We start from the raw sequence: 23,785 nt of genomic DNA on the forward strand, positions 1-23,785 counted from the left end.
GTTACTCCTCGCTGTCCTCGGTACCGCGCTCGGAGACGACGGCGTCGCCGCCCTCGCTCTCGATGAGTTCGACGGCGCCCGCGGAGAACGCGTCCGCCGTCACTTCGAGCTGTTCGTGGACCTGTCCGCCACCGAGCACTTTCACGACGTCGGCTTCCCAGCCGTCCTCGGCGACGTCGCGGGCGTCGACGCGGTAGCCGAACTCCGTCTCCTCGGCGACCTCGTCTGCGGCGAGCAGCGCGATGTCCTCGTCCAGCTTCTGGACGGAGACCTCGCGGACGTCACGGTCGGTCTTCTCCGGGCGCTTGAAGCCGGACTTGCCGACGTCCTCGTAGTTGTGTTGCTCGTGCTTCTTGCGACCTGCCCGACCGCGGCCACCGCGGTTACCGGCACCGCGCCGGTTCTTGTGTGTGCCGCCGCCGTGCGTGCGGGAGCCGCGCTGTCGTCGTTTCTTGCTCGTCATAGTTAGTGCATGTCGGTGAGGAGGTCGTCGATCTCCTCGGTGGTGTGTTTGCCGAGCTGGCCGCCGTCACTGACCGGCTTCTTGATGCCGTCGTGGCCGCCACGCGGCGGGTGCAGACGGAGCGCGGGTGCCAGACCGGCGTCGCGGAGCGTCGTCTCCTCGTCGAGGAGCGCGCCCGCGAGGTCGGCGACGTCGTCGTACTCGGTGTTCTCGGCGACCCACTCGTCGTCGATGTCCGCGGAGCCCGTCTCGGGCTCGCCGCGGGCTTCGATGAGGTCGACGAGCACGTCCTCGCTCGGTTCGCCGAACGCGACGAAGTCGTTGACCTTCGCGACCATCCCCTCGTACGCGTCCGTCTCGGGGACGAGCGCGCAGTGGTTGACGCTGTGGATGTTCAGCATCTCGAACGTGTCGACGACGTCTTCGCTGATGTTGACCTCGCCGCGCAGTTGGACGACTGCCTGCATCACTCGATCACCTCACGCTGCTCGTGAGCATGCTGGGGGACGCGGGCTTCCGCGGTCTTCCGGAGCGCGTTGAACGTCGCTTTCGCGAAATTCACGGTCGTCCGGGTTTTCCCCGAGGAGCGCGTCCACACGTCCTCGATACCTGCGAGGTCGAGGACGTGGCGCACAGTTTCGCCGCCCGCGAGGCCGAGGCCACGCGGCGCGGGAATCAGTTCGACTTCGACGCTCCCGGCCTGCCCGGTCGTCTTGAGTGCGACGGTGTGGGGGCGCCCACAGCCACACTCCCAGGACCCACAGCCGCGGGAGACGTCGATGATGTTCAGTTTCGCGACCTCGATCGCCTTCTGGATGGCGCCGCCGACCTGGTCGTCGCGGCCTTCCGCGTAGCCGACGTAGCCGTCGCGGTTGCCGACGACGACAACGCAGCGGAACTTCACGCGTCGACCGGAGTCGGTCATGCGCTGGACCATGTTGATGTCCAGCACTTCGTCGTCGAGTCCCGGCAGCAGGTTGTCGACGATCTCCGGCTCCTTGAGCGGGAGTCCGCTGTCGAGGGCGTCGGACATCGAATCGATGTCGCCGTCCTTGACGAGGCGACCCAGGCGTGTCTTCGGTTCCCAGGTGTCGTTGTAGCTCATTCGTTGTCCTCCAAGATGGCCTCCCGCACTTCGTCGAAGTGCTCGGGAAGCTCCGTTGCGTCGAACTCGCCGCTGTACAGCGGCTCGTCGAGAGACTCAGCGTACTCCGCGATATGTTCGCCGCGCGTCCGCGACCAGTCCGCGAAGACTGTGTCGTTGTGCGGAACGTCCAGGCCGGCGTCGATTGCGCCCTCCTGAATTGCGAACACCTTCGAACCCGGGGTCGCGGTGTTGAGGCCGATGTCGAGCACGCCCTCGTCCGCGTCCGTGTCCTGTGCGCGCACTCCGGCGAGCAGCCCCGTCAGGTACGCTGCAGGCAGGTTCCCCGTGGGAGCCTCCCAGCCGTACTCTTCGAGGTCGCTGGAGTGTGCACTCGCGATCGTTTCGTCGCCGTCGGGGCCGGTCGCGACCAGCTGCGCCGTGACGTGCTTGTTGCTCTTCCGAGCAACGAGCCGAGGTTTCCCTGACTTCAGGAGGCGCAACCTCTGATGGTAGTCGGTCCGGACCTCGCGGCGGCGCCGCATCGGTACCTTATATCGTGGTCCTGTCGCCATTAGCTATCACCGTAGTGTTCTTCGACGTATTTCTCGAGGCGTCGGACGCTGTCGAACTCGCCACCGTTGGCCATGTTGTACAGCTTCCGGTACTGACTCTGGGTAATCGTCCCTTCGTCGCGGAGTTCCCGGAGCGTCCGCCGCTGCGCGCGAATCCGGCCCATGTAGGACTCCTTCTCGTTCTCACGAGCGCCCGACTTCCCTTTGCGGGAACCGGGACCCTTCTGGTGTCCGTAGGCCTTCTTCTCGTCACGCTCGCGTGCGCGACCGCGCGAATTTCCGTGCTTTTCCTCTGCCGCAATCGTCCCTTCGTCGACGAGCTCGCGGATGTCCTCTCGGGTAATCGCGTCCGCGATTTCGGCCTGCGCCTCGGGGTCGAACCAGACGCGGTTCTTCCCGACGTCGAGGACGTCGGCCGCGAGTCGCTTCTGTGCGCTCAGGTCGCTCATTGGTCAACCTCCACTTCGACGTAGGTCGGATTCAGGACGCGGATGCCCGCTTCTTCGGCCTGCTCCTCGATGCGTTCGCGCTTGCGTGCGCCAACCTTCGAGGCGATGCGGGCTGCTTCCGTGTCCGGGTCGATGCCGTCGAGGTCGTCCGTGTTGTGCACGCGGACTTCCTCGAAACCACTGGGGTGCTTGCCGCGAATCGCTTCCGGCGTCCGGAAGCCAGCTTCGACGGTGTCGCCTTTCCCCTTGATGCCGCGGCGCTGCTTGGACAGCGTGCCCTTCGGGCGACGCCACGACTTCGGCGTCCGCTTCTTCTTGTGGTAGTCCTGCCGGTTGAACTGCGGCTTGCCCTCGCGACGGCGCTTGTTCAACAAGCGCTGCTCGTCGTCGCTGAGCTCCGGCGTCTTCTCGGTGAGGCCGCGGGGACGGAGCTCCGTCTCCACTTCCTCTTCGGCTGCTTCTTCTTCCTCCTCGGGTGCGGCTTCCTCGACTTCGGCTTCGGTCTCCTCTTCGACTTCGAGACCGCCGACGTCGGCTTTGATACGCGCGGCGAGCGCGTTGCCGATGCCGGAGACGTCCGCGAGTTCGCTCTGGCTCGCTGCCCGCATGTCCTCGACGGTGTCGTAGCCGGCCTCGCGGAGCGCTTCCGCCTTCGAGGGGCCGACGCCCGAGATGTCTTCCAGCGTCTGTGGCGTGTCGTTGTTCTCTTCTGCCATCTATCAGGCACCTCCCTTCGTGGGTTTCTCGACGATGTACACGCCGTCCTGGAACACGCGCGTGTCCTTGTCGGTGACGCGCGTGAGCTGTTCGATGTCGGCCGCCGTCTGGCCGACGTCCTCGATACTCGGGCCGTTGAGCGTCACTTCCTCGCCATCGACAGAGACCTCGGTGTCACCGCGAACGGGCGTCCGTCGCGGTGCCTTCTCGCCGAGGAAGTTCTGGATGACGACTTCGCCGCCCTCGACTTCCACCTGCATCGGGAAGTGAGAGTAGTGCACTTCGAGCTGGTACTCCCAGCCCTCGGTGACGCCGTGGAACATGTTCTCCACGTGGCTCTCGAAGGTACCGACCGTCGAGAGCGTCTTCGCGTCGTCGACGTCGCTGGTCACGACGACGGCGTCGTCCTCGACGGAGACGCTGACGTCCGGATACCAGAGGCGGCGCGACACGGACCCTTCGGGGCCTTCGACGGTGAGGTCGAGGTGGTCGACCTCCGCCGTCACGTCGTCCGGAATTTCGATTTCGACTCGTGCCATGATTAGTATACGTACGCGATCACTTGGCCACCGATGCCCTTCTCGCGGGCCTCGTAGTGACTCATGATGCCGTGGCTCGTCGTGACGACGAGCGCGCCGTAGTCACGAGCGGGGAGATAGCGCTTCTCCCACTTCTCGTAACCGTCGGCTGCCACGGAGTACCGTGGGTTCACGGGGCCACACTCGTTGATGGCACCTTTCAGTTCGACCTCGAACCTGCCGGCCTTCCCGTCGTCGACGAACTCGAAGCCGTCGATGTACCCGCGGTCGTAGAAGACCTCGAGGACGGAGCCGACCATGTTGGAGGCGGGCTCTACTGTGTGCGTGAGGTGCCCGACGCTCTCGGCGTTGTCGATGCCGGAGACTGCGTCGGACAGGGGATCGTTTGCCGTCATTGTTAGCTGTACTTCTTGAAGCCCATCGAACGGGCAATCTCCCGGAAGCACTGTCGACAGAGCCAGATGTCGTACTTGCCGACGAGGCCCTGTTCGCGGCCACAGCGCCGACACTCGTGTGTCTGGCCCGTCTCTTCTGCTTGTTCGCTCTCGCTCATTCGTTGACCTCCACGTCGAAATTCGATTCGAGGAACGCGACTGCGTCCTCGGGGTTGAGTCGGTGGTTCGACGGAATCTGTCGGCTGACCTGGTCGCGCTTCGCGACCCGGTAACCCGGGCGCACGAGGTTCACGGTCACGTCGAGGCCGTAGATACCGATGTCGGGGTCGTACTCCTGACTCGGGAAGTCGGTGTGCTCTTCGATGCCGAAGCTCACGTTCCCCGTGTCGTCGAACTGGCGCTCGGCCAGGTCGACGTTCGGGAGCGCGCGGTCGAGGAAGTCGTACGCGTCCTCGCCGCGGAGCGTGACCTTCGCGCCAATCGGGTCGCCCTGACGGATACCGAACTCGGGCTCGGTGCGCTTGGCGGTGGTCCGGACCGTCTGCTGGCCCGTAATCTCCTCGAGGATGCCTTCGGCGTTCTGGAGGTCGACACCACCCTGGCCGACGCCCATGTGGGCGACGACCTTCTCGATGCGCGGCTCGCGCATCTCGTGGAAGTCGGCTTCAGTCTCGCTCATTCACCATCACCCGGAAGGTCGGCGTCGTCCTCGACGAACTGCTCGTCGATGACGACGACGTACTGTTCGACCGTCTCGAAGCTACCGTCGGCGGTCTCCACGTAGACGGTGTTGTCGGCGCTGCCCGGCTGCACCGAAATCTCGTCGATGCGGCCGATGTCGCCGGCGTGCTGGCCCGCGACTGCGGTGACCAGCGCGCCCTCGCCGTACTCGAAGTGGGCGACCACGTCGTTGGACTCGTTGTCAACGACGATGGAGTCGTCCCCGCTGTAGACGTCCTCCTCGACGATGAGGTTCGTGCCGTCGTGGAGGTTCAGCTGGGTTCGCCCGCCGGAGACGGTGGTCTTGTCCTCGACCTTGCTGAGCTTGCTGTCCGCCGCGTCCGCGTCGATCGGCGTGAGACCGAGTCGGCCCCCTTCGTCGGGGAAGACCCGGTAGTGTTCGTCGCGCTCGGGGAACGCCAGGATGTCGAACATCCCGATGGGGCGGTTGACGTCGCCGACCGAGCCACCGTTGACGAGCACGCCGTCAGTGTTGATGGCGTACTGCGCTTCGCTGGTGTCGTCGACGTAGCCCAGGACGTCCCGGAGCACGACGACGAGCGGTACGCCCGACTCGCCGTGCGGACCGGCCCCGGCCTTCGCGGTGAACGTCTCCGTCTTCCGCTCGACCGGCCAGGATTTCGGTACCGAGAGTCGCTTCTGGTGGTTCGTCATTCGTTGTCACCTTCGAGCCGCGCGGCGCGCACGTCGTCTTCGAGGTCGAGCTCGGTGACGCGGAGGTTGCTGGCGTCGAGGGGCTTGGGCAGCTCCTCGCCGTCGGCCTTCTCCACGGTGACGTCCTCAACCCTGACGGTCTCGTCGCGCAGGTCGACGTCGACGACCTCGCCGGTCTCGCCGGCGTCGTCGCCGCGCATCACTTCGACGGTGTCGCCGACGTTGACGCGAACGCGTCGCTGGTCGTACTCCTCGCGGAGGTCGTCGGACAGCGTCGCGTGGACCTGCTTCTGTCGCTCGTGAAGCGGCGCGCGCTCCGTGCGGTTTCGCTGTTTGTGTGGTTGTTCGCTCATGTCTATACAATCATCGTGGCGGTACTCGCGATGGTACCGTACCGTTCCGCCACTTCGCGCGAAATCGGACCCTTGATTTCGGTCCCGCGAGGCTCACCGAGGTCGTCGATGATGACCGCGGCGTTGTCCTCGAACTTCACGCGAGTGCCGTCCGGCCGTCGGATGGGCTTGCGCTGGCGCACGATGACCGCTTCGAGGACCTGGCGACGCATCTCCGGCGTCCCCTTGGTCACCGAAACGGTGATGGTGTCGCCGAGCCCGGCCTTCGGGTGGCGGTTCTTGGTTCCTTGATAACCCTTCACGCTCGTGATTTTGAGCTCGCGTGCGCCAGTGTTGTCGGCGCAGTTGATGAGCGAGCCCTTCTCCAGACCCTGCGTGACGTCTGCCTTGATGGCTTCCATCAGGCGTCACCTCCGTCGGTGACTTCGACGACCACGTGGGATTTGGTCTTCGAGAGCGGTCGGGTTTCTGCGATACTGACCGTGTCGCCAACCTCAACGTCGAGGCAGTCCGGCTGGTGTGCCGGGACGCGCGACCGCCGCTTCATGTAGCGGTCGTACTTCGGCACGAATACGTCGTATTCGCGCTCGACGACGATGGTCTTGTCCATGTCGGTGGAAGCCACTTCACCCTCGATGACCTGACCGCGCACGGAAAGATTTCCGTGGAACGGGCAGTCCTCGTGGGAGCACGTGCCTTCCGGTTCTGTTACGTTCAGTCCTATCGCCATTTCGAATCAACTCCGGTTTCGGAGCGTGTAGCGGGTCGCGAGAGCAACTCGACCCCATCCACCGTAACGTAGGCCACGCCCTCGCCAGTGGTTTGGCTCTCGCCACCTGCAGGTTGAGACGCGGTCCCGGTCTCCTTCGCGGAGACCGCAGCTTCATCTGTGAGTCGGAACTCGAATTTCGTCCCCCGCTTGGGGACCTGTTTGACGCCCGAGTCCGTATCGAGGACGAGTGTCCGCATCGTCTCGCGGACGACCTCGCCCTCGATGCCGACCCGCGACGGGTCCGTCGACTCGACGACCCGCGCGTGCAGGCCGACGAGTTCGTGTCGTGGCAGTGTCTCGGGCGTCACTTGCATCTTATTCGCTCTCCGTTTCCGCTGCTGCTTCGAGGTCGCCTTCCTCGCGCTGAATCGTCTTGATTCGCGCGACGGTACGACGGAGTTCGCCGATGCGGCCCGGGTTGTCCGGGGCGCCGCCAGCGGCCTTGACGGCCTTGGCGTTCAGCAGCTCCGTCTCGATGTCTTCGAGCTCTGCTTCGCGTTCCGCGGGGGTCATGTCCCGAATCTCTTCGGTGTGGAGAATCGCCATTATTCCTCACCCTCCTCGGACTCTTCTTCGGTCTCCATCTCTTCGAGGAGTTCTTCGGCGGTCTCCTCCGCGTCGGACTCCAGCTCGTCGAAGTCCTCGGTGTCGACGTCCTCGGCCTCGGCTTCCACGTCGGCGGCGAGTTCGTCGAGGTCCTCCTCGACGTCCGCGTCCGTGGAGTCCGGCGGCGAGGTCGACGACTTGCCTTCCTCGTCGTGGCGCTCGGGGCGCGCACCGCCCTCGGGCTCTTCCTCGACGATTTCTTCCTGCGCGAGGTCGTCGGCGGCTTCCGTGGTGGCTTCCTCGCCGGGCGCTTCGCCCTCGGGGCCACCGGCCTCGATTTCCTCGCCTTCGCCTTCGAGCAGCTCTTCGAGCTCCTCGCTGGCTTCCTCTTCCTCGACGATGAGGTCCTCGATGTCGGCGTCCTCGTGGATCTCGAAGTCGTCGGGGAGCTTCGCTTCCGGCGGAATGATCTTGACACTCACGCCGATGGTGCCGAGCTTCATCACGGCGACGCCTTTGCCGTGGTCGACGATTTCCTCGGCGGGCTCGCCGTTGTGCTTGATGTAGCCGCGGTTGAACTTCTCGACGCGGCCACGGTTGCCGGTGACCTTCCCGCTCAGGACGATTTCGGCGCCGAGTGCGCCGGCTTCCATGATGCGGTCGATGGTCGTGTGTCCGGCCTTGCGGAAGTACCAGCCACGCTCGAGCGCGTTCGCGAGGCGGTCCGCGACAATCTGTGCGTTCAGGTCGGGTTCGTCGACCTCCTGAACGTCGATCTGCGGGTCCTCCAGGTCGAATCGCTCCTCGAGCTGGGTGGTGATCTTCCGGATGTTCTTCCCGCCCTTGCCGATGACCATCCCGGGCTTCTCGGCCTTGAGGACGATCTGCATGCCCATCGGGGTCGGGGCGAGTTCCATGCCGCCGTAGCCGGCACGCGCCAGCTCTTCGGCGAAGAACTCGTCGATTTGGGAGCGCTGGAGGCCCTGCTCGATGAACTCCATCTCGTCGGCCATTACGCGCTCACCTCCTCGGCGTCGGGTTCGACGACCACGAGTTCGACGTCACAGAGGGTCGTGTTCCACGGGTCCGCCTTCCCCATCGCACGGGGTTTGCGGCCGCGGCTCTCGTCGACCTTGTGCGGGGCGACGTGTTCGATGACCATCTGGTCCGCGTCGAAGCCCTGCTGGTCGGCGTTGTTTGCCACGTTCTCGAGGAGCTTCAGGAAGTCCTTCGAGGCCTTCTCCGGGTACCGTCCCGCGTCCCAGCCTTCGATGTCGTTCCGGTGACCGACGCCGCTGTTGTGCTGCTTGAACGGCACGGACTGCTCCTCGTTGATGACGGCGTCGAGGTACTCGCGTGCCTCGGCGACCGTCTTGCCCTTGACTTCGCGGGCGATGGCTTTGCTGTGCTTCAGGCTGATGGGCCGCTCCCGGAGCATCGCTTTCGCGGTGGCGTCCGGGTCGGTGTCCACGCTGTAGCTGATTCCCATAGTTTACTTGAGCGGCACGAACTTCGAGGAGCGGGTCGCGCCGATGCCCGCCTGCCCGTGTTCGACCGAGTTTCGTGTGAGCTGGAACTCGCCGAGGTAGTGCCCGATCATCTCGGGCTGAATCTCGACGCGTTCGAACTCCTGTCCGGTGTACACCGCGAACGTCAGCCCGACGAAATCCGGCAGCACCGGCATGTCGCGCAGGTGCGTCCGGATGGGGTCGTTTGCCGTCTCCTCGGGCGTCGATTCGCGGGCTTCCTCGAGCACCTTCTGGTGGTCGTCGGACAGCCCACGGGTGATGGTTCGCCGCTGGCGTGCGGGGAGCAGTTCCGCGACTTCGTCCAGGCTCATCTCCTGGAGTTCGTCGAGGTCGTAGCCGCGGTAGGTGAACTCACCCTCGCGGCCGGTTCGGTATTCCGTACTCATGGTTACTTGTTGCCTCCGCGGCCAGTCCGCTTGGAGGCGATGTCGCCGACTTTCCGGCCCGGCGGCGCGTTACGCGAAACGCTCTTCGGTCGGCCGGGGTGCTGGCGGCCACCGCCACCGAACGGGTGGTCGACGGCGTTCATCGCAACACCACGGACGATGGGCCACTTGCCGCCGCGGGTCTTCATCTTGTGGTGTTTGTTGCCTGCCTTCACGAACGGCTTGTCCGTGCGACCGCCACCGGCGACGACGCCGATGGTGGCGCGGCAGTCCGGCGAGAGTCGCTTGACTTCGCCGCTGGGCAGCTGCACGACCGCGGCGTCGCGCTCGTGCGTGACGAGGTCGGCGTTGACCCCGCTCGCGCGAGCGAACTTGCCGCCGTCGCCCGGCTGACTCTCGACGTTACAGATGGGCACGCCCTCGGGAATCTCCCCGAGCGGCAGCGTGTTGCCCTCCTCGATGGACGCCGAGATGCCGACTTCGAGGGTGTCGCCGACGGCGACGCCCTCGCTGGCGAGCACGAGGCGCTGGTCGCCGTCCTCGAATTGGACGTTCGCGACCGGCGCACTGCGGGCGGGGTCGTGTTCGATGTCGACGACCTCGCCGGCCAGCACGTCAGTCTCCTCGGTCTTGCGGTGCGAGAGCTCTGCTTTGTACCGGTGGGACGGCGCGCGGAACGTCGACGTACCGCGGCCGCGCCGTTGGCCTTGAATTCTTCGTCCCATGTTCAGAACACCCCGATGCGGGAGGCGACGTCCTGTGCGTCGTCCTCGTCGGACAGCGTGACGGTCGCCTTCTTGTTCGCTTCCGGCGTGATCTGCGTGTTCACGTTCGTGACCGTCACGTCGTACTGCTCTTCGACGGCGTCGCGAATCTCGGGTTTGGCGGCGTCGATGTCGACGACGAACTGGAGCTTGTTCTGGAAGTCCATCTCGTCCATCGCCTTCTCCGTCACGATGGGGTAGTCGATGATGCCGCTCATCGGTCGGCCACCTCCTCGACGGCGCTCTCCGTCCAGACGGTCAGTCGGCCGGGCTCGGCGCCCGGCGCGAGGTCCTCTGCGTTGACTTCGCGGCCCGTCGCGACGTCGACGCCCGCGAGGTTCCGTGCCGCCTTCGACGGCCCGGTCTCGCTGGAGGTCACGACCAGCAGCGACGAGGGCTCCTGGTACTTCCGGCCGCGGAGCGTCCCCTGGCCGGCGCGGACGTTGCGTCCGTCGTCGGCGCGCTCGACGTCCGAGTGGACGCCGACCGATTCCAGGAACTCCACGACGTCCTGGGTCTTCACGAGGTCCTCGAAGTCGTCGCTGACGACCAGCGGGAGCTCGGTGTCGTCGTCGAACGCGTGACCGCGCTCGGCGACGACGTCGGCGTCCGTGGTCGCCGCGATGGCGCTCCGGACGGCCGCTTTCCGCTCCTTGTCGTTGACGTCGAGACCCGGGTCTTTCTCGGCTTTCGGCGGGTGCGCTTTGCGACCGCCGACGGTCTGCGGGACGCGCGCGCCACGGCCTTCCGTCTTCGGGACGTGAGCCATGCCGCGTCCGCTACCGTGGGACTCGGCGGAAGTGCGCAGGCCCGCGTACTCGTCGGAGCCGTGCTTCTGGGTTCGGTTGGCCTGAGCGGCGAGGACGGCACGCTTGACGAGGTCTGGTCGGACGGGTTCCGAGAACACGTCCGGCAGGTCGAGCGTCCCGGCGTCGTCGCCGTTCAGGTCGCGTACAGTTGCCTGCATAGTTATCCTTGGTTAGATTCGGTGCTCACGTAGCGCACCTCGGGGTCGAGGCGCGGCGACTCGCTCGGCCGGACGGCCGGGCGGAATCGCACGAGGCGCTGCTCCGGACCGGGCACCGAGCCCTTGACGAGCGTGTAGTTGCCGTCGACTTCGCCGTAATTCGGGAAGCCGCCGGCCGCACTCACGGCATCGTCGTCGCCATTACCGATGTCGATGACGCGCTTGTTGAGTTCGGTGCGCTGGTGGTAGCCTGTCTGCCCGAGCTGGGGGACCGTCGAGCGAACCCGGGAGGGGTTCCACGGTCCGAGGTTCCCGATGCGGCGCCGCCAGCCCTGACGGGCGTGCTTGCCTTTCCGCTTCTGCACGCCCCAGCGCTTGACGGGCCCCTGGGTCCCTTTGCCCTTCGTGACGCCGGCGACGTCGGTGAATTCGCCGGCACGGAAGACGTCGCCGAATTCGTGTGCGCCGCCGTCCTCGAGGAGGTCCGCGGCGAAGTCGACGCGCTCCTGGAGGGAGCCGCCGCCGACGCGCGTCTCCATGATGTCGGGCTGTTTCTTCGGCACGCTCGAAAGCTCGCCGGGCACCGTGTGGGTAACCACACGGACGTCGGCGATGTCTTCGGATTCGAGCGCTTCGGTCAATTCGTCTGTCTCTCCGCCCGTTTCCGGGACGGAGAGCGCGCGGTCGAGAGACTCGTGGGTGTCGTCGGCCCAGACTTCCGTTAGCGGCTTCTTGCCGTACGGCGTGTCCTCGTAGAGGCGGACGGCCGCCGCCCGCATGGGCGGCGTTTCGACGACGGTGACGGGCACGGTCGTCTCCATGCCCTCCGTCGGCGCGTTCGCCTTGTCGTCGACGAGGACGACGTGGGTCATGCCGGCTTTGTAGCCAGCGAAGCCCTGAAGGCCAACTTGGCCGTCGTCTTCGGGCCACGAGTTGAAGCGCGGTACTTCACTCTCCGCGCGCTTGCGGGGACTGAACCCCATCGAGCCTTTGCGTGGTCGGTTTGGCTGTGGCATCGTATCACTCCGTGAGCGTCAGACAGCCGAGGGAGGCGAACATCGCTTCTTCAGTTCGCACAACCTCGCTGCCCTGCGACGGGATGGTGTTGAGCCAGGCGTCGAATCGCGCGGGTGCGTCGGTAGATGGGTCGGCGACCGCCTCGCTGACCTCGTCTCCGGTGAGCCCGAGCATGGGCGGAAGCCCGCGCTTGGGTGCACCGAAGGCGACGGTCAGTCCGTCCCGGGCGGCACGTTCGACGTACCCCTCGAGGGAGGCCGCGGCAAGCGGCGTCCCGTGGCGAGAGGTGGCGATGCGAACGCCCGCGTCGGGTCGGTCGAGAGCGTCACCGAGGCCCGTGCGTTCGACCGAGAACCCCGGGAGGGGTTCGTCGACCAGTTTTGCACGGACCGGTCGTCGCGAAGAGACCCTGATGGTCACGCGCTCCCCCTCCTCGACCTCCATACCGGGAGGCGTCTGGAGCGAGATTGGGTGTTGCATGCCGCAATTGACCCGAACGCGCCCTTCAGATCCGACCTGGGTCACGATTCCCTGTCGTAACGACCCAGACCCGCTCGAGTCTGAGCCGGTCCATGACGAGAGACGGAGCGGCGGCAGGACACCGGCGTACTCCAGTTCGTCGCGCGTGTCGAAGGCCTCCTTTCGGAGGTACGGTGGCGTTGCGGCGTACCGCAACACCGTTTCGACGAACCCGCCGCCCCAGTGCCGTTCGCCGTCTTCGTCCGGGAAGACGACGAGCCGGTCCATCCGGAAGACCGCCGCCGCGCGGGCGACGTAACCGAGCTTGCGAGTTGCCTCGCGTTTGTCCTCGGCTTCCCGGACGAGGGACGACGGCACGAGTACGCTGCGTGTCATGCCGTGTCGCGTCCGTGTCTCGTCACGAGACTGTAGCGTAGATACCGACCCCTCCTGTAAAAGGGTGGCGTTTCCCCTTCCACCCTGTGTGACCGTTTCACGCCTGTCTACGGCCCGAATCGCGTGCGAGACGTTCCCACTCTCGGCCGTATCGGTGACGTACTATATTTCACTACGCGCACGCGACCCGCGAACCCCACGCGGGCGGCAGCCTGTCGGTGCCTCTCACGGTCGGTCGCAAAGAACGGATTTATATGTGACCCCGCCGTTCGTTCGAATGCGAACGAAGGCACGCGCGCTGGTAGTGTAGTGGTATCACGTGACCTTGCCATGGTCACAACCTGGGTTCAAATCCCAGCCAGCGCACTTCTCTACTAACTCTCACCGACGAGCGCTTCGGTTAGCGTTCGTCTCGCCAAATAATCCGTCCGAGAGCGACGGCTATGTCACCTCTATCCCTGCACTTCGGTGACGTGGTCTTCGACGTCCGCGCGGGAGAGTTCGCGGTCGTGTTTCCGTTCGGCGTGATCCTGGACGTGGTGGACGAGCTCGTCGATGTCGCCCGATTCGAGGAAGAAGGCGCAGTCGTGGCCGGTGTCTCGGCAGCTGAACTGGTGTACCATGCGTGGGTCGTCGGCCGTGTCCGGAAAGAGGATTGTGGCAGATTACAGGTTGTCGCGGGCGGTGGCGGCGACCGCGAACGCGACGGCGACGAGTGCGACGGCGAACGCGATGGAGTCGGTGGTGCCGTCGCCGAACCGCCAGCCGAAGACGACGTAGCCGACGATACCGAGGGCGCACGCGAGCGCGGCGACGAGCGGGAAGCGGCTGTCACGACCGAGCATACGTAGACCGACTCGTGGGAGCCACTTCAACGCTGGTTCCGCGTTGCACACCGCTCGGACGAACGTATCAACGACTGGACTGTAACCCGCTTCACGAAGTCGTCGGTCCGGGAACGGTGGAAGTGCCGGTTCCCGGGTTGGTGGCCCGTCTCTTCGAGTCGTTCGGGATTGATAACCACAGTCTCGGTGGTTATATGTCTGATTAGGATAACAGTCGGCTGTCCCCTATGAGCCGCCTGTCGAAGGCCGCGGTCGTCCGCCGGTACTACCTCTACCGGGCGACCGCGCGGCCGAACTTCCACTACCCCGTCTACACGCTGTTCCTCCTGTTCAACGGGCTCTCACTCCCCCAAATCGGACTCATCGCGACCATCCAGTCTATCGTCGTCGTCGCCGGCGAGATTCCCACCGGTTACGTCGGCGACCGCATCGGCCGGCGGAACAGCCTCGCCGTCGGCGGGTTCTTGATGCTGATTTCGAACGCGTCCTACCTCGTGGCGACCGACTTCGTCGGGTTCACGTTCACGTTCGTGATGCTGTCGTTCGGCGGAACGTTCCTCTCCGGCAGCGGGAGCGCGTGGCTCTACGACACGCTCAAAGAGCACGACGTCGAGGACAAGTACACGCACGTCTCCGGGCGCTCGCGCGCGCTCTCGCGGTGGGTGCAGGTCGTCACCATCCCCGTCGGCGGCGTGCTCTACTCCATCGACCGGTTCTACCCGTTCTACGCGGGCGTCGCCGCCGCGGCGCTCAGCCTCGTCTTCGTGCTCCGCCTCCCGAAGAACCGGATGTACGCCGACGGCGTCGACGAGGGCGACCTGGACGCCGACGAGGACGACGAACTCACCATCGTGGACGCGCTCCCGGTCATCCGCGACCAGTTGCGCGCGCCCGACCTCCGGTGGTTCGTCGTCTACCTCGCGCTGTTCGCGGGTGCCATCCTCACGATGGACATGTGGATTCAGCCCATCGCCCAGGAGTCGTTGCGCGCATCGTTCGGTCCGACACTGGAGTCGTGGGGGCTCACCGAGGGTGTCATCCTCGGGCTGCTGTACTCGGCGTTCACACTCGTCTCCGCGGTCGTCAGCGACTACGCCAGCGACGTCGAGGAACTCCTCGGCGTCCGCAAGGCGATGATGCTGATTCCCGCCTTCATCGCCGTCTCGTACGTGTTCGCCGGAATGTGGGCGATACTCGCGTTCCCGATGTTCTTCGTCATGAAGGGCGGCGGCGCGCTGATGGGCCCCATCCAGAATCGCTACATCAACGACCAGGTGCAGTCCGTCGGCCGCGCCACGCTGCTGTCGTCGGTGAACATGCTCCGGCAGGTCGCGGGCATCCCGTTCCGCGTCGGCAGCGGCATCCTCGCGGGGATGTTCACGACCATCACCTCGGTCGCCATCCTCGGTGCCATCTTCCTCGTCGCGTCGTTCGTCCTCTGGTCGGTCGTCCCGCCCGTGAGCGCGGACTACGAGCCACCAGACGCGACCGACGCCGAGGACTGACCGCGCCGCTGCCGCTAAGTACGGGCCCGACGCAGTACCGTCCGTGACAGTCATCGCACTCCTCAGCGTCGCACCGGTCACCGAAGAGAGCATGGCGAGCGACGTCGCGGACGCCGTCGCCGCGCTCGACGACTTCGACGTCACCTACGAGACGAATCCGATGGGCACGGTCATCGAAGCCGAGGACGTCGACACCCTGCTGGACGCGGTCGGCGCCGCCCACAAAGCTGTCGAGGGCGACCGCGTGAGCACGTTCCTGAAAATCGACGACAAGCGCACGAGCGACCAGACCGCCCGCGAGAAGGTCGACGCCGTCGAGCGCGAACTCGGCCACGAGGCGCGCTCCGACCGCGACTGAGTCACCCGAAGACACTTACCGAATTCTGGCGTCGACTCGGACGTGCGCGCCGGGACACTCGCGCTCCTCGTGCTCGCTCTTCTGGGACTCGCGGCAATTGGTGGCGGCCTCGTTCTGGGTGACAACCCACCCACGTGCGACGAGACGCCGCCCGCTGGAGACGTCGAATCAACCGCCGAGAGCGGATGCACGGCGCCGAACACGGTCCCCGCCGTCGCGCTCCTTCTCGCCGGCGGCGCGCTGCTCGTGTTCGCGGGATTCGGCGCTGTGCTGCGGGCGGTCGTGGACTGAGACGCGTGCAGACCGTGGGCCGAGACGCCGCTGACCGCGGGTGGACTGAGAAACCTCTTGTGTCGGGGCGCCGAATCCGGCGGCATGGACAGTCTCAACCGGATGGCGCTGGAGCTCGCCGACGAAGCCCTCGAATTCACCGAGGAGCTGGACATCGGCGCGTTCGAGTTGGACAACGGCGCGACGGTCATCGACTTCGGCGTGGAGCACCGCGGCGGCCTCGAAGCCGGCCTGCTGCTGGCTGAACTCCAGACCGCGGGCTTGGCGACCGTACAGACGCGCGTCGACGATGTCGCGGGCGCGACGTTCCCGCACGTCGAACTCGCCTGCGACCGCCCCGCCGTCGCCCTGCTGGGCGCGCAGAAGGCGGGCTGGGAGCTCACCGTCGACGATTACGAGGGGCTCGGCAGCGGACCCGCCCGTGCGCTGGTCGCTCGCGAGGGCGAGTATGAGGCCATCGACTACGTCGACGCCTTCGAATTCGCGGTGCTCGCGCTGGAGAGCGACGCGTTCCCTACCGAGGCCGCCGCCGAGCAGGTCGCGGAACTCGCGGACGTGAACGCGGAGAGCGTCTACCTGCCCGCGTACCGCACCGCGAGCGTCGCCGGCAGCGTCACAGCGGCGTCGCGCGCCGCCGAACTCGCGCTGTTCCGTCTGTTCGAACTCGGCTACGACCCGACGAACGTCCTCACCGCCTCCGGCAGCGCGCCCGTCGCGCCCGTCGCAGGTGACGAGGAAGCGGCCATCGGCCGCACGAACGACGCGCTCGCGTACGGCGGCCGCGTCCACCTCACCGTCACCGATGACTTCGACGAGTTCGAGGCGGTGCCGTCCTCCGCCGCCGACCGCTACGGGAAGCCGTTCGCGGATATCTTCGCGGACGCCGACTGGGACGCCAGCGCCGTCGACGAGGGCGTCTTCGGGCCCGCGCAGGTCACCATCGACGTCACGGGCGGCCCGACGTACGCGCTCGGCGACGTCCACGAGGACCTGCTCGCCGAGGGCTTCGACGTCGCGTAACTCGCTCGTTGCAGCCGTAGCCGCCGGAGGGCGTCGTTTTATCTTCCACGCGACTAACGTTGCGTGCATGAACGCCCTGTCGGGTCAGTCGGTCGCCGTAATCGGCGCGGGCTTCGGCGGCCTCTCGACGGCCTGTTACCTCGCGGACGCGGGCGCGGACGTCACCGTCGTGGAGAAGAACGAACAGGTCGGCGGGCGCGCGAGCGCGCTCGAACGCGACGGCTTCACCTTCGACATGGGGCCGTCGTGGTACCTGATGCCCGATGTCTTCGAGCGGTTCTTCGCGGACTTCGACAGGGAACCTTCTGAGTACTACTCGCTGGAACGCCTCGACCCCCACTACCGCATCTTCTTCAAGGACAACGCCGGCCGCCGCCCGGGCCGTGACGCGCCCGGCCTCGACGTGAACGCGGACGGCGACGTCGTCGACGTGACGCCGGACCGCGAGCAGGTCAAGGAGGTGTTCGACGCCTACGAGCCCGGCGCGGGCGACCGGCTCGACGACTACCTCGCGCAGGCGAAGGAGAACTACGAGGTGGGGATGGAGCACTTCGTCTACGAGGACCGCCCCCGAATCCGGGACTGGCTCGACCCCGACCTCGCGGAGTACGCCCGCGGGCTCACCCTGCTCGGGTCGATGCAGGACCACGTCGAGAACTACTTCGACCACCCGAAACTCCAGCAGATAATGCAGTACACGCTGGTGTTCCTCGGCGGCGCACCGAACACGACACCCGCGCTCTACAACCTGATGAGTCACGTGGACTTCAACCTCGGCGTCTACTACCCCGAGGGGGGCATGTCCGGGGTCGCCGACGGCATCGCCGAACTCGCCGAAGAACTCGGCGTGGAGTTCCGCACGGACCACCCGGTCACGAAGATTCACGGCTACCGCGGCGGATTCAAGGTCGAGACGAGCGGCGAGACGGACGTACTCGCGGACGTCGTGGTCTCGGACGCCGACTACGCCCACACCGAGCAGGAACTCCTTCCACCCGAGAAGCGCCAGTACGACGCCGACTACTGGAAGTCCCGGACCTACGCGCCGTCGGCGTTCCTGCTCTACCTCGGCGTGGAGGGCGACGTCGAACCGCTCGCCCACCACACGCTCGTGCTCCCCTCCGACTGGGAGGAGCACTTCGGCCAGATTTTCGACGACCCCGCGTGGCCCGACGACCCCGCGTACTACCTCTGCGTCCCCTCGAAGACCGACGACGCGGTCGCGCCCGACGGCCACAGCAACCTGTTCGCGCTCGTCCCCGTCGCGCCCGGCCTCGACGACACCCCCGAGGTCCGCGACGAGTACCGCGACCTCGTGCTCGACGACATCGCACGGAACACGGGCGTGGACCTCCGCGACCGCATCGTCGTCGAGGAGCGCTTCTCCGTCTCCGAATTCGCGGAGCGCTACAACAGTTATCAGGGTACTGCGCTCGGCCTCGCGCACACGCTCCGGCAGACGTCGCTGTTCCGGCCGCCCCACCGCTCGACGGCCCTCGACGGCCTCTACTTCACGGGCGCGTTCACGACCCCGGGCATCGGCGTGCCGATGTGTCTCATCAGCGGCGAAATCACCGCCGACTACGTCCTCGAAGACGCGTAATGCTGCGCTACCTCCTCGTTCTCTCCCGGCCGCGGTTCTGGTTCTACCTCGCCGGCCCCGTCGTCGTCGGCGTCGCGTACGCCGCCGACACCGTCCCCGACCTGTTCTCGCTGCCCGCGGTCGCGCTGTTCGCGTACTTCCTCGTGCCCGCGAACGTCTTCCTCTACGGCGTCAACGACGCCTTCGACCGCGATATCGACGAAGTGAACCCGAAGAAGGAGGACAAGGAGGCACGATTCAGAGGCGGTCGTGCTGTCTCGGCGGTCGTCGTCGCCTCGGGACTGTTGCTCGTCCCCGTTGCCGCCCTCCTGCCGGCGGTCGCGTACCCGTGGCTCGTCGCGTGGGCGCTCCTCTCCGTGGAGTACAGCGCGCCGCCGTTCCGCTTCAAGACGACGCCGCTGCTGGACTCCCTCTCGAACGGCCTCTACGTCCTCCCGGGCGCGGCCGCGTACGCCGCCGTCGCGGGCCACCAGCCCCCGCTACTGGCGGTCGCTGGCGGCTGGCTGTGGGCGATGGGGATGCACACGTTCTCCGCCATCCACGACATCGAGCCCGATCGCGAAGCCAACATTACGACTACCGCCACCGCGCTCGGCGAGCGCCGCACGTACGCCTACTGCGCGGCGTGCTGGCTCGCGTCTGCCGCCGTCTTCGCCGTCGTCGACTGGCGGCTCGGCGCGGTCCTGCTCACGTACCCCGTCCTCGTCGCCGGCATCGTCGCCGCCGACGTCGCGGTCGACCGCGCGTACTGGTGGTTCCCAATCGTGAACACGGTCGTCGGCGCCGCGCTCACCATCGGCGCGCTCTGGAGGCTCACAAATGTCTGAAGCCTCAGCGCGCGCTCGCGTCGAGCGCCGCCTCGACGAACTCGTCGCCGGCCACCGCTTCGAAATCGCCGTCGTGTTCCCCGTCGTCGGCGCCGTTCTCCTGCTCGCCTCGGCGTGGGGGTGGCTCCCCGAGCCGCTGGCGTTCAACCCTTACCTCGTGCTCGCGGGCGTCGCCGTGATGCGCCTCCCCCTGATTGCGGGCCTACTCCCGCTGACGGACCGCAAGGCTGCGGTAGCGGTGCTCGCGCTCGTCGCGTACGCCTTCGCCATCGAGTTCGTCGGCATCGCGACCGGCTGGCCGTACGGCCACTTCGAGTACCTCGTCGAACTCGGGCCGATGCTCGCCGGCAGCGTCCCGCTCGGCCTCCCGGTGTTCTTCCTGCCGCTGGTCGTCAACAGCTACCTTCTCGTCCTGTTGCTGTTCGGCCGCCACACCCGCCGCGCGGTCGTCCGCCTGCCCGCGGTCGCGGCGGTCGTCGTCTGGATGGACGTCGTCCTCGACCCCGGCGCGGTCGCGCTCGGCTTCTGGGCGTACGACGCCGCCGGCGCGTACTACGGCGTCCCGCTGTCGAACTACCTCGGCTGGGTGCTCTCCGCGACCGTCTCCGTCGCCGTCCTTGACTGGGGGTTCGACCGCGCCGCGCTCCGCGACCGCCTCACGCAGTGTCCCTTTTTCCTCGACGACCTCGTGAGCTTCGTGCTGCTGTGGGGTGCGGTGAACCTCGCGTTCGGCCAACTCGTCCCCGCGCTGGCGGCGGGGCTGCTCGGCGTCGCGCTCGTCGAAACAGACCGCTTCGACTTCAGCGTGCTCCGGCGGAACCCCGCGCGGTAACTACGGCGCGGGGTGGGGTTCGCCGTGGCCGCGCCGGTGGTCGCTCGACGACGCGATGCAGCTCACGCGGTAGAACACGTACTCGGGGTCCTCGTAGAACGTCCACAGCGCCCGCGTCTTCGCCAGCAGCCAGAGCTTCCGCGTCGTCGAGAGGCTCGGCGTCTCCGTGAGCACGTCGTAGTTCCGGCGCCGAATCTCGCGGTGGTGGTCGGCGTACAGCACTGCCGACAGCAACACCGCGAATTGGCAGTCCTCGGGCAGGTACTTGATGCCCGCGACGCCCTCCCGGTACTTCGTCTCCGTGCGCGCCAACTCCGCGCGCATCGCGTCCCGGAAGCCCGCCGTCACCTCTCCGCGGCGCAACTGCTCGACGGTGACGCCGTGCTCGCGCCGCGTCTCCCCGGGAAGGTAGACGCGGTCGTAGTCCTCGACGTCCTCCTTGACGTCCCGCAGGAAGTTGCTCAACTGGAACGCCTCCGCGAGCGCCGCCGCGTGCGGAGCCGCCGCCTCCGGGTCCTCGACCTCCATGATGGCGACCATCATGTTCCCGACCGCGACCGCCGAGCCTCGCATGTACGCCTCTAGGTCCTCGTGAGTGTCGTAGCGCGTCTGTTCGAGGTCGGTCAGCATCGCGTCCACGAACGTGTCCACGTCCTCGTCGGGGACGTCGTAGCGCTCGGCGAGTTCGGCGAACGCCGCTAGCACGTCCGCCGTCTCTTCGTCGAGGCGCGACCCGTCTACGTCCTCGCCGAGCGCCGCCGCGCGAATCGCCTCCAGTTCCGCGCGCTGGGCGTCCGGGTCGCGGTCCGCGGTCGTGTCCACGACGTCGTCGGCGACGCGGAAGAACGCGTACAGGACGTACGTCGCGTGGCGCACGCGCTCGGGGAGGAGCCGCGTCGCCAGGTGGAACGTCTTGCCCGTCCGCTGCTGTATCGCCTTGCTCGTCGATATCTGGGTGCTGTCGACCATTTGTTGGGGGCCAGATGCGGCACTCCGGCGCGTGCAGCTCCCGGCTGTGCTACTCCTGTGTTTGGTGTGAACAATCAAAAAACACGGTGGCAGGAGCGACCCCCGCCGCCTCTCGCCGCGACGTCGCCGAATTCAAGGCCGTCCGCGCCCGAGCCACCGGTATGCAGCGCAAACCCGTCCCGCCCGCGCCGGCGTCGCTGGCCCGTGTCCGCGAGGTCCGCGACGCGGTGCCGCTGGTCCCCGAGCCCGAGGACGACTGCTGTCGGCGGCTCGTCGAGCGCGCGGACGTCCACGACCGCGGGGAGGCGTCGGCGTGGCTCGTCTTCCTGAGCGCGCTCGGTGCCGTCGAGGAGACCGACCTCGGGTACGCGCGGGTGCGCGACGACATCGACCACGACGCGCTCGCCGCCAACTTCCGCGAGCACGTTTTCCTCGCACCCGAAGTGCTGGACGCGCTTGGCGACGACCCCCAGCCACCGGACGAAATCTTCGAAGCCGTCCGCGAGCGCGTGCCGCGCTGGGAGCGCACGAAACGACAGGACTGGGAGGGGTTCTGGACCGAGCGCGTCGAGCGCCGCCTCGACTGGGCCGTCCTGCTCGGTCTCGCCGAGCGTACCGACGGAGAATACCGCGCGGACTGATTACTCGGTGAACTCGCGGCTGCGTGCGTAGAACGCGACCTGCCCGGCGAGCACGCCCAGCGCCGCGACGGCCGCGGCCGCTATCGGGCCGTCGTAGCCGTTCGAGAGCGCGAGGTACGCCGCGACGAGGCCGACGACGAGCGTCGACCCGGCGGCGACCGTGCCGTCGACGACCTGCTCGGTGCTGGACTTCGCGGCGTCGTAGGCGTCGCGGTCGAGTCGTGCGCTCGTCCGGACCAGCGACGGCGTCCCCGCCGCCAGTCCGACCGCGAGCGCGTACGGCGTCGTCACGTACAACGAGAGGCCGCCGGTGACGGTGGCGGCTGCGACGACGCCGACGAGAAATTCGAGGGTGCGGCGGCTGACCATGCGTGGACTTCGAAATCCGGCCCCGAGAACGTTCCGTTAGTCGGAGACGCTGGTGACCGTGCCGACGCCCTTGCTCGCGCCCTCGCGGAAGACGAACCGCTGGCCCTCCTCGACGAGGTACGGCCGGAATTTGAACCGGACGCTCGTCTCGCCCGTGTCGCCCGGGAGCAACTGGCCGTTCGTCGGCTCGAAGCGCGCGGCCTCCCCGATGGTCTCGAGGTGGACGACGGGCTCGTAGCCCGCGTCGATTCGCGTGGGATGGTTCAACACCATCACCTCGGCCTCGAACTCCTTGACGGGGCTGGGCTTGGCGTCCGCCGGCAGCAGGACCATCCCGCGCTCGACGGCCGCCTCGCTGACGCCCTTCAGGGCGATGCCGACGATGCGGCCGGCCTGTGCCTGGTCCACGCGGTGGTAGTGCATCTCGATGGACCGCACCTCCACCTCGCGGAAGTCGCCGTTCGGGAACGGCCCCAGTAGGAGTTCGTCGCCCGCCTCTACGGTGCCGGATTTCACGGTGCCGGAGGCGACCGCGCCGACGCCCGTGACCTCGTACGAGCGGTCGATGTACATTCGGAACGGCCCGCTCGCAGCGGTCGTCTTCGGGAGCCGCCCGAAGCACTCGTCGAGGACGTCCAGACCCTCCATCGTCACCGCGCTCGTGCGCACGATGGGGACGACGTTGTCCCCGATTTCGTCGATGGCGGCGTCGACGCCGTGGCGTTCCACGGGGAGCGGGGTGCGGCCCGCGTTCCGGAGCAGGCGCTCGACCTCGCGTTCGACCTCGGCGACGCGCTCGTCGTCCACGAGGTCGGTCTTCGTGACGGCGACGATGGTCGGTAGGTCCGTCGCCAGCAGCACGCCGATGTGCTCGCGGGTGGTCTTCGTCGGGCCGTCGTCGGCGGCGACGGTCAACAGCCCGTAGTCGAGTTTCTGCCCGACCAGTCCGCGAATCGTCGTCGAGAGCCACGGCTCGTGGCCGACGGTGTCCACGAACGACACCACGCGGTCGGCGTTCTCCACGACGGCCGCGCGCTCGTCCTTCCGGTGGGGGTTGCGCACGCGCATCGGCCCGTCCTCGTCGAAGCCGTAGACGCCGTAGGAGAGGTCCGCCGAGAGCCCGCGTTCGACCTCGTGTGGCTGCACGTCGAGGAAGCCGCGGGTGTCGCCGTCGCCGTCGTCGGAGTCGCCGGTGACGAGGCTGCCGACGAGCGTCGACTTCCCGTGGTCGACGTGGCCCGCCGTCCCGACGATGATGTGGTCGTCGTCGGGCGCCAGCGACGCGCCGTCCCGGACGACCGCGACGCCGACGATGCCCTCTTCGGCGTCGCCGTCCCCGTCGCGGACGCTGTCGACGCTCCACGTCTGGACGTCCGCGATGTGTGCGCCGGCCTCCTCGGCGAGCAGGCTCAGCACGTCCATCGTCTCGGAGAACGTCTCCGGGGGGACCCCCGCGAGGCCGCCGTCGTCGGTGACGCCGAGGACGTACTCGGCCTCGCCGTCGCCGGAGAGCACGCGGTGCCGCAACTGCGCGGCGAGACTCTCCATGCGGCCGTCGGCGAGGTGTACGTCGCGGCTGAACCGTTCCTTGAATTCGACGCTGCCGCCCTCCTGTTCGCCGCGGTCGAGCGCGCGAACGAGGCGGGCACGGTCACGGCCCATGCCAGCGGGTTAGGGGGTAGTGAATAAAAAGCCTTCCCCGGGTATCGGTCCGGAGAC

At 67.1% G+C, this 23,785-nt stretch carries 37 protein-coding genes and 1 tRNA gene; 9 read left to right on the top strand and 29 right to left on the bottom strand.

Annotation, left to right across the window (positions count from 1 at the left end; translation table 11 throughout):
• Window position 1: 1 nt before the first annotated feature.
• From LPA46_RS15265 to LPA46_RS15380, 24 genes are read right to left on the bottom strand one after another with little or no spacing between them, the layout of a single operon-like run.
• A complete protein-coding gene (locus tag LPA46_RS15265; protein ID WP_230889565.1) occupies window positions 2-463 on the bottom strand; it encodes an uL15m family ribosomal protein in 462 nt (153 codons plus the stop codon).
• Between the two features lie 2 nt (window positions 464-465).
• Window positions 466-930, bottom strand: coding sequence for a 50S ribosomal protein L30 (gene rpmD / locus LPA46_RS15270; protein WP_230893235.1), 465 nt, complete (start codon window positions 928-930; stop codon window positions 466-468).
• On the bottom strand, window positions 930-1,568 hold the full coding sequence (locus LPA46_RS15275; protein ID WP_230889563.1) for a 30S ribosomal protein S5: 639 nt from the start codon (window positions 1,566-1,568) through the stop codon (window positions 930-932). Before LPA46_RS15275 ends, rpmD begins: the two co-directional genes overlap by 1 nt.
• Window positions 1,565-2,122 carry a 50S ribosomal protein L18 gene (locus LPA46_RS15280; RefSeq protein WP_230893236.1) on the bottom strand — a complete coding sequence of 186 codons (558 nt, stop codon included), beginning with the start codon at window positions 2,120-2,122 and terminating at the stop codon, window positions 1,565-1,567. Before LPA46_RS15280 ends, LPA46_RS15275 begins: the two co-directional genes overlap by 4 nt.
• Window positions 2,122-2,571, bottom strand: coding sequence for a 50S ribosomal protein L19e (locus LPA46_RS15285; RefSeq protein WP_230893237.1), 450 nt, complete (start codon window positions 2,569-2,571; stop codon window positions 2,122-2,124). The genes LPA46_RS15280 and LPA46_RS15285 overlap by 1 nt, the downstream gene beginning before the upstream one ends.
• Window positions 2,568-3,287 carry a 50S ribosomal protein L32e gene (locus LPA46_RS15290; RefSeq protein WP_230893238.1) on the bottom strand — a complete coding sequence of 240 codons (720 nt, stop codon included), beginning with the start codon at window positions 3,285-3,287 and terminating at the stop codon, window positions 2,568-2,570. Before LPA46_RS15290 ends, LPA46_RS15285 begins: the two co-directional genes overlap by 4 nt.
• 3 nt (window positions 3,288-3,290) lie before the next feature.
• On the bottom strand, window positions 3,291-3,827 hold the full coding sequence (locus LPA46_RS15295; protein ID WP_230893239.1) for a 50S ribosomal protein L6: 537 nt from the start codon (window positions 3,825-3,827) through the stop codon (window positions 3,291-3,293).
• 2 nt (window positions 3,828-3,829) lie between these two features.
• Entirely contained in the window at window positions 3,830-4,222 is a 393-nt protein-coding gene (locus LPA46_RS15300) for a 30S ribosomal protein S8 (RefSeq protein WP_230889558.1), read from the bottom strand.
• A gap of 2 nt (window positions 4,223-4,224) precedes the next feature.
• A complete protein-coding gene (locus LPA46_RS15305; RefSeq protein ID WP_230889557.1) occupies window positions 4,225-4,380 on the bottom strand; it encodes a 30S ribosomal protein S14 in 156 nt (51 codons plus the stop codon).
• Complete coding sequence (locus LPA46_RS15310; RefSeq protein ID WP_230893240.1) at window positions 4,377-4,901, bottom strand: 50S ribosomal protein L5; 525 nt, start codon at window positions 4,899-4,901, stop codon at window positions 4,377-4,379. The genes LPA46_RS15305 and LPA46_RS15310 overlap by 4 nt, the downstream gene beginning before the upstream one ends.
• Window positions 4,898-5,617: a 30S ribosomal protein S4e gene (locus LPA46_RS15315; RefSeq protein WP_230893241.1), complete on the bottom strand. Its 720-nt coding sequence runs from the start codon at window positions 5,615-5,617 to the stop codon at window positions 4,898-4,900. Before LPA46_RS15315 ends, LPA46_RS15310 begins: the two co-directional genes overlap by 4 nt.
• Window positions 5,614-5,970: a 50S ribosomal protein L24 gene (gene rplX, locus LPA46_RS15320; protein ID WP_230893242.1), complete on the bottom strand. Its 357-nt coding sequence runs from the start codon at window positions 5,968-5,970 to the stop codon at window positions 5,614-5,616. The genes LPA46_RS15315 and rplX overlap by 4 nt, the downstream gene beginning before the upstream one ends.
• 2 nt (window positions 5,971-5,972) lie before the next feature.
• Complete coding sequence (locus LPA46_RS15325) at window positions 5,973-6,371, bottom strand: 50S ribosomal protein L14 (protein ID WP_230889553.1); 399 nt, start codon at window positions 6,369-6,371, stop codon at window positions 5,973-5,975.
• Window positions 6,371-6,700: a 30S ribosomal protein S17 gene (locus tag LPA46_RS15330; RefSeq protein ID WP_230889552.1), complete on the bottom strand. Its 330-nt coding sequence runs from the start codon at window positions 6,698-6,700 to the stop codon at window positions 6,371-6,373. Before LPA46_RS15330 ends, LPA46_RS15325 begins: the two co-directional genes overlap by 1 nt.
• Window positions 6,691-7,056 (bottom strand): ribonuclease P protein component 1, encoded by a 366-nt coding sequence (locus LPA46_RS15335; protein ID WP_230893243.1) that lies wholly within the window; start codon window positions 7,054-7,056, stop codon window positions 6,691-6,693. Before LPA46_RS15335 ends, LPA46_RS15330 begins: the two co-directional genes overlap by 10 nt.
• 1 nt (window position 7,057) lies before the next feature.
• Window positions 7,058-7,288 (bottom strand): 50S ribosomal protein L29, encoded by a 231-nt coding sequence (gene rpmC, locus LPA46_RS15340; protein WP_230889550.1) that lies wholly within the window; start codon window positions 7,286-7,288, stop codon window positions 7,058-7,060.
• On the bottom strand, window positions 7,288-8,301 hold the full coding sequence (locus tag LPA46_RS15345) for a 30S ribosomal protein S3 (RefSeq protein WP_230889549.1): 1,014 nt from the start codon (window positions 8,299-8,301) through the stop codon (window positions 7,288-7,290). The genes rpmC and LPA46_RS15345 overlap by 1 nt, the downstream gene beginning before the upstream one ends.
• A complete protein-coding gene (locus tag LPA46_RS15350; protein WP_230889548.1) occupies window positions 8,301-8,777 on the bottom strand; it encodes a 50S ribosomal protein L22 in 477 nt (158 codons plus the stop codon). Before LPA46_RS15350 ends, LPA46_RS15345 begins: the two co-directional genes overlap by 1 nt.
• Before the next feature lie 3 nt (window positions 8,778-8,780).
• Window positions 8,781-9,203 (bottom strand): 30S ribosomal protein S19, encoded by a 423-nt coding sequence (locus tag LPA46_RS15355; RefSeq protein WP_230889547.1) that lies wholly within the window; start codon window positions 9,201-9,203, stop codon window positions 8,781-8,783.
• 2 nt (window positions 9,204-9,205) lie between these two features.
• A complete protein-coding gene (locus LPA46_RS15360) occupies window positions 9,206-9,928 on the bottom strand; it encodes a 50S ribosomal protein L2 (RefSeq protein ID WP_230889546.1) in 723 nt (240 codons plus the stop codon).
• A gap of 2 nt (window positions 9,929-9,930) precedes the next feature.
• Entirely contained in the window at window positions 9,931-10,185 is a 255-nt protein-coding gene (locus LPA46_RS15365; RefSeq protein ID WP_230889545.1) for a 50S ribosomal protein L23, read from the bottom strand.
• Window positions 10,182-10,934 (bottom strand): 50S ribosomal protein L4, encoded by a 753-nt coding sequence (gene rpl4p, locus LPA46_RS15370; RefSeq protein WP_230889544.1) that lies wholly within the window; start codon window positions 10,932-10,934, stop codon window positions 10,182-10,184. The genes LPA46_RS15365 and rpl4p overlap by 4 nt, the downstream gene beginning before the upstream one ends.
• A gap of 2 nt (window positions 10,935-10,936) precedes the next feature.
• A complete protein-coding gene (locus tag LPA46_RS15375) occupies window positions 10,937-11,950 on the bottom strand; it encodes a 50S ribosomal protein L3 (protein WP_230893244.1) in 1,014 nt (337 codons plus the stop codon).
• 4 nt (window positions 11,951-11,954) lie between these two features.
• Window positions 11,955-12,806 (bottom strand): putative RNA uridine N3 methyltransferase, encoded by an 852-nt coding sequence (locus LPA46_RS15380; RefSeq protein WP_230893245.1) that lies wholly within the window; start codon window positions 12,804-12,806, stop codon window positions 11,955-11,957.
• Between the two features lie 295 nt (window positions 12,807-13,101).
• Here LPA46_RS15380 and LPA46_RS15385 point away from each other — a divergent pair.
• Window positions 13,102-13,172 (top strand) — tRNA-Gly (locus LPA46_RS15385).
• 86 nt (window positions 13,173-13,258) lie between these two features.
• Here the strand turns inward: LPA46_RS15385 and LPA46_RS15390 are convergent.
• Window positions 13,259-13,429 carry a DUF1059 domain-containing protein gene (locus LPA46_RS15390; protein ID WP_230889540.1) on the bottom strand — a complete coding sequence of 57 codons (171 nt, stop codon included), beginning with the start codon at window positions 13,427-13,429 and terminating at the stop codon, window positions 13,259-13,261.
• Window positions 13,430-13,471: 42 nt separating this feature from the next.
• Window positions 13,472-13,651 carry a hypothetical protein gene (locus LPA46_RS15395; RefSeq protein WP_230893246.1) on the bottom strand — a complete coding sequence of 60 codons (180 nt, stop codon included), beginning with the start codon at window positions 13,649-13,651 and terminating at the stop codon, window positions 13,472-13,474.
• 227 nt (window positions 13,652-13,878) lie between these two features.
• On the opposite strand from LPA46_RS15395, the gene LPA46_RS15400 reads away from it, so the two are divergent.
• The 7 genes from LPA46_RS15400 to cruF all read left to right on the top strand — a co-directional run bounded on the left by LPA46_RS15400 (window position 13,879) and on the right by cruF (window position 20,087).
• Window positions 13,879-15,156 carry an MFS transporter gene (locus tag LPA46_RS15400; RefSeq protein ID WP_230893247.1) on the top strand — a complete coding sequence of 426 codons (1,278 nt, stop codon included), beginning with the start codon at window positions 13,879-13,881 and terminating at the stop codon, window positions 15,154-15,156.
• Between the two features lie 43 nt (window positions 15,157-15,199).
• Window positions 15,200-15,514 carry an MTH1187 family thiamine-binding protein gene (locus LPA46_RS15405; protein WP_230893248.1) on the top strand — a complete coding sequence of 105 codons (315 nt, stop codon included), beginning with the start codon at window positions 15,200-15,202 and terminating at the stop codon, window positions 15,512-15,514.
• Window positions 15,515-15,556: 42 nt separating this feature from the next.
• On the top strand, window positions 15,557-15,805 hold the full coding sequence (locus LPA46_RS15410) for a hypothetical protein (protein WP_230893249.1): 249 nt from the start codon (window positions 15,557-15,559) through the stop codon (window positions 15,803-15,805).
• An 84-nt stretch (window positions 15,806-15,889) separates the two neighbouring features.
• Window positions 15,890-16,825 (top strand): methenyltetrahydromethanopterin cyclohydrolase, encoded by a 936-nt coding sequence (gene mch, locus LPA46_RS15415; protein WP_230893250.1) that lies wholly within the window; start codon window positions 15,890-15,892, stop codon window positions 16,823-16,825.
• 67 nt (window positions 16,826-16,892) lie between these two features.
• Window positions 16,893-18,428 (top strand): phytoene desaturase family protein, encoded by a 1,536-nt coding sequence (locus tag LPA46_RS15420; RefSeq protein ID WP_230893251.1) that lies wholly within the window; start codon window positions 16,893-16,895, stop codon window positions 18,426-18,428.
• On the top strand, window positions 18,428-19,255 hold the full coding sequence (locus LPA46_RS15425; RefSeq protein ID WP_230893252.1) for a prenyltransferase: 828 nt from the start codon (window positions 18,428-18,430) through the stop codon (window positions 19,253-19,255). Before LPA46_RS15420 ends, LPA46_RS15425 begins: the two co-directional genes overlap by 1 nt.
• Window positions 19,248-20,087 (top strand): bisanhydrobacterioruberin hydratase, encoded by an 840-nt coding sequence (cruF, locus tag LPA46_RS15430; protein WP_230893253.1) that lies wholly within the window; start codon window positions 19,248-19,250, stop codon window positions 20,085-20,087. The genes LPA46_RS15425 and cruF overlap by 8 nt, the downstream gene beginning before the upstream one ends.
• On the opposite strand, the gene LPA46_RS15435 is transcribed toward cruF, so the two are convergent.
• Window positions 20,088-21,056, bottom strand: a complete 969-nt coding sequence (locus tag LPA46_RS15435; protein WP_230893254.1) for a phytoene/squalene synthase family protein — start codon at window positions 21,054-21,056, stop codon at window positions 20,088-20,090.
• Window positions 21,057-21,142: 86 nt separating this feature from the next.
• On the opposite strand from LPA46_RS15435, the gene LPA46_RS15440 reads away from it, so the two are divergent.
• Window positions 21,143-21,697 carry a hypothetical protein gene (locus LPA46_RS15440; protein ID WP_230893255.1) on the top strand — a complete coding sequence of 185 codons (555 nt, stop codon included), beginning with the start codon at window positions 21,143-21,145 and terminating at the stop codon, window positions 21,695-21,697.
• Here the strand turns inward: LPA46_RS15440 and LPA46_RS15445 are convergent, their stop codons facing one another.
• The gene (locus LPA46_RS15445) at window positions 21,698-22,066 is read right to left on the bottom strand and encodes a hypothetical protein (protein WP_230893256.1); all 369 of its coding nucleotides are present in this window, start codon (window positions 22,064-22,066) and stop codon (window positions 21,698-21,700) included.
• Between the two features lie 36 nt (window positions 22,067-22,102).
• Window positions 22,103-23,728 carry a GTPBP1 family GTP-binding protein gene (locus tag LPA46_RS15450; protein ID WP_230893257.1) on the bottom strand — a complete coding sequence of 542 codons (1,626 nt, stop codon included), beginning with the start codon at window positions 23,726-23,728 and terminating at the stop codon, window positions 22,103-22,105.
• Between the last annotated feature and the right edge of the window lie 57 nt (window positions 23,729-23,785).

The sequence above is a fragment of the Halobacterium sp. KA-6 genome (assembly GCF_021029015.1).
Taxonomy (GTDB): domain Archaea; phylum Halobacteriota; class Halobacteria; order Halobacteriales; family Halobacteriaceae; genus Halobacterium.

What these genes read in the sequence shown, in the direction of transcription:
- rpl4p (WP_230889544.1), bottom strand. Translation starts at nt 10,934, where the DNA reads ATGCAGGCAACTGTACGCGACCTGAACGGCGACGACGCCGGGACGCTC.
- LPA46_RS15360 (WP_230889546.1), bottom strand. Translation starts at nt 9,928, where the DNA reads ATGGGACGAAGAATTCAAGGCCAACGGCGCGGCCGCGGTACGTCGACG.
- rpmC (WP_230889550.1), bottom strand. Translation starts at nt 7,288, where the DNA reads ATGGCGATTCTCCACACCGAAGAGATTCGGGACATGACCCCCGCGGAA.
- LPA46_RS15310 (WP_230893240.1), bottom strand. Translation starts at nt 4,901, where the DNA reads ATGAGCGAGACTGAAGCCGACTTCCACGAGATGCGCGAGCCGCGCATC.
- rpmD (WP_230893235.1), bottom strand. Translation starts at nt 930, where the DNA reads ATGCAGGCAGTCGTCCAACTGCGCGGCGAGGTCAACATCAGCGAAGAC.
- LPA46_RS15355 (WP_230889547.1), bottom strand. Translation starts at nt 9,203, where the DNA reads ATGAGTACGGAATACCGAACCGGCCGCGAGGGTGAGTTCACCTACCGC.
- LPA46_RS15325 (WP_230889553.1), bottom strand. Translation starts at nt 6,371, where the DNA reads ATGGAAGCCATCAAGGCAGACGTCACGCAGGGTCTGGAGAAGGGCTCG.
- LPA46_RS15445 (WP_230893256.1), bottom strand. Translation starts at nt 22,066, where the DNA reads ATGGTCAGCCGCCGCACCCTCGAATTTCTCGTCGGCGTCGTCGCAGCC.
- LPA46_RS15450 (WP_230893257.1), bottom strand. Translation starts at nt 23,728, where the DNA reads ATGGGCCGTGACCGTGCCCGCCTCGTTCGCGCGCTCGACCGCGGCGAA.
- LPA46_RS15295 (WP_230893239.1), bottom strand. Translation starts at nt 3,827, where the DNA reads ATGGCACGAGTCGAAATCGAAATTCCGGACGACGTGACGGCGGAGGTC.
- LPA46_RS15305 (WP_230889557.1), bottom strand. Translation starts at nt 4,380, where the DNA reads ATGAGCGAGAGCGAACAAGCAGAAGAGACGGGCCAGACACACGAGTGT.
- LPA46_RS15265 (WP_230889565.1), bottom strand. Translation starts at nt 463, where the DNA reads ATGACGAGCAAGAAACGACGACAGCGCGGCTCCCGCACGCACGGCGGC.
- LPA46_RS15395 (WP_230893246.1), bottom strand. Translation starts at nt 13,651, where the DNA reads ATGCTCGGTCGTGACAGCCGCTTCCCGCTCGTCGCCGCGCTCGCGTGC.
- LPA46_RS15280 (WP_230893236.1), bottom strand. Translation starts at nt 2,122, where the DNA reads ATGGCGACAGGACCACGATATAAGGTACCGATGCGGCGCCGCCGCGAG.
- LPA46_RS15350 (WP_230889548.1), bottom strand. Translation starts at nt 8,777, where the DNA reads ATGGGAATCAGCTACAGCGTGGACACCGACCCGGACGCCACCGCGAAA.
- LPA46_RS15300 (WP_230889558.1), bottom strand. Translation starts at nt 4,222, where the DNA reads ATGACGGCAAACGATCCCCTGTCCGACGCAGTCTCCGGCATCGACAAC.
- mch (WP_230893250.1), top strand. Translation starts at nt 15,890, where the DNA reads ATGGACAGTCTCAACCGGATGGCGCTGGAGCTCGCCGACGAAGCCCTC.
- LPA46_RS15390 (WP_230889540.1), bottom strand. Translation starts at nt 13,429, where the DNA reads ATGGTACACCAGTTCAGCTGCCGAGACACCGGCCACGACTGCGCCTTC.
- LPA46_RS15435 (WP_230893254.1), bottom strand. Translation starts at nt 21,056, where the DNA reads ATGGTCGACAGCACCCAGATATCGACGAGCAAGGCGATACAGCAGCGG.
- LPA46_RS15400 (WP_230893247.1), top strand. Translation starts at nt 13,879, where the DNA reads ATGAGCCGCCTGTCGAAGGCCGCGGTCGTCCGCCGGTACTACCTCTAC.
- LPA46_RS15330 (WP_230889552.1), bottom strand. Translation starts at nt 6,700, where the DNA reads ATGGCGATAGGACTGAACGTAACAGAACCGGAAGGCACGTGCTCCCAC.
- rplX (WP_230893242.1), bottom strand. Translation starts at nt 5,970, where the DNA reads ATGAGCGAACAACCACACAAACAGCGAAACCGCACGGAGCGCGCGCCG.
- LPA46_RS15365 (WP_230889545.1), bottom strand. Translation starts at nt 10,185, where the DNA reads ATGAGCGGCATCATCGACTACCCCATCGTGACGGAGAAGGCGATGGAC.
- LPA46_RS15345 (WP_230889549.1), bottom strand. Translation starts at nt 8,301, where the DNA reads ATGGCCGACGAGATGGAGTTCATCGAGCAGGGCCTCCAGCGCTCCCAA.
- LPA46_RS15335 (WP_230893243.1), bottom strand. Translation starts at nt 7,056, where the DNA reads ATGCAAGTGACGCCCGAGACACTGCCACGACACGAACTCGTCGGCCTG.
- LPA46_RS15315 (WP_230893241.1), bottom strand. Translation starts at nt 5,617, where the DNA reads ATGACGAACCACCAGAAGCGACTCTCGGTACCGAAATCCTGGCCGGTC.
- LPA46_RS15375 (WP_230893244.1), bottom strand. Translation starts at nt 11,950, where the DNA reads ATGCCACAGCCAAACCGACCACGCAAAGGCTCGATGGGGTTCAGTCCC.
- LPA46_RS15420 (WP_230893251.1), top strand. Translation starts at nt 16,893, where the DNA reads ATGAACGCCCTGTCGGGTCAGTCGGTCGCCGTAATCGGCGCGGGCTTC.
- LPA46_RS15380 (WP_230893245.1), bottom strand. Translation starts at nt 12,806, where the DNA reads ATGACACGCAGCGTACTCGTGCCGTCGTCCCTCGTCCGGGAAGCCGAG.
- cruF (WP_230893253.1), top strand. Translation starts at nt 19,248, where the DNA reads ATGTCTGAAGCCTCAGCGCGCGCTCGCGTCGAGCGCCGCCTCGACGAA.
- LPA46_RS15285 (WP_230893237.1), bottom strand. Translation starts at nt 2,571, where the DNA reads ATGAGCGACCTGAGCGCACAGAAGCGACTCGCGGCCGACGTCCTCGAC.
- LPA46_RS15275 (WP_230889563.1), bottom strand. Translation starts at nt 1,568, where the DNA reads ATGAGCTACAACGACACCTGGGAACCGAAGACACGCCTGGGTCGCCTC.
- LPA46_RS15290 (WP_230893238.1), bottom strand. Translation starts at nt 3,287, where the DNA reads ATGGCAGAAGAGAACAACGACACGCCACAGACGCTGGAAGACATCTCG.
- LPA46_RS15425 (WP_230893252.1), top strand. Translation starts at nt 18,428, where the DNA reads ATGCTGCGCTACCTCCTCGTTCTCTCCCGGCCGCGGTTCTGGTTCTAC.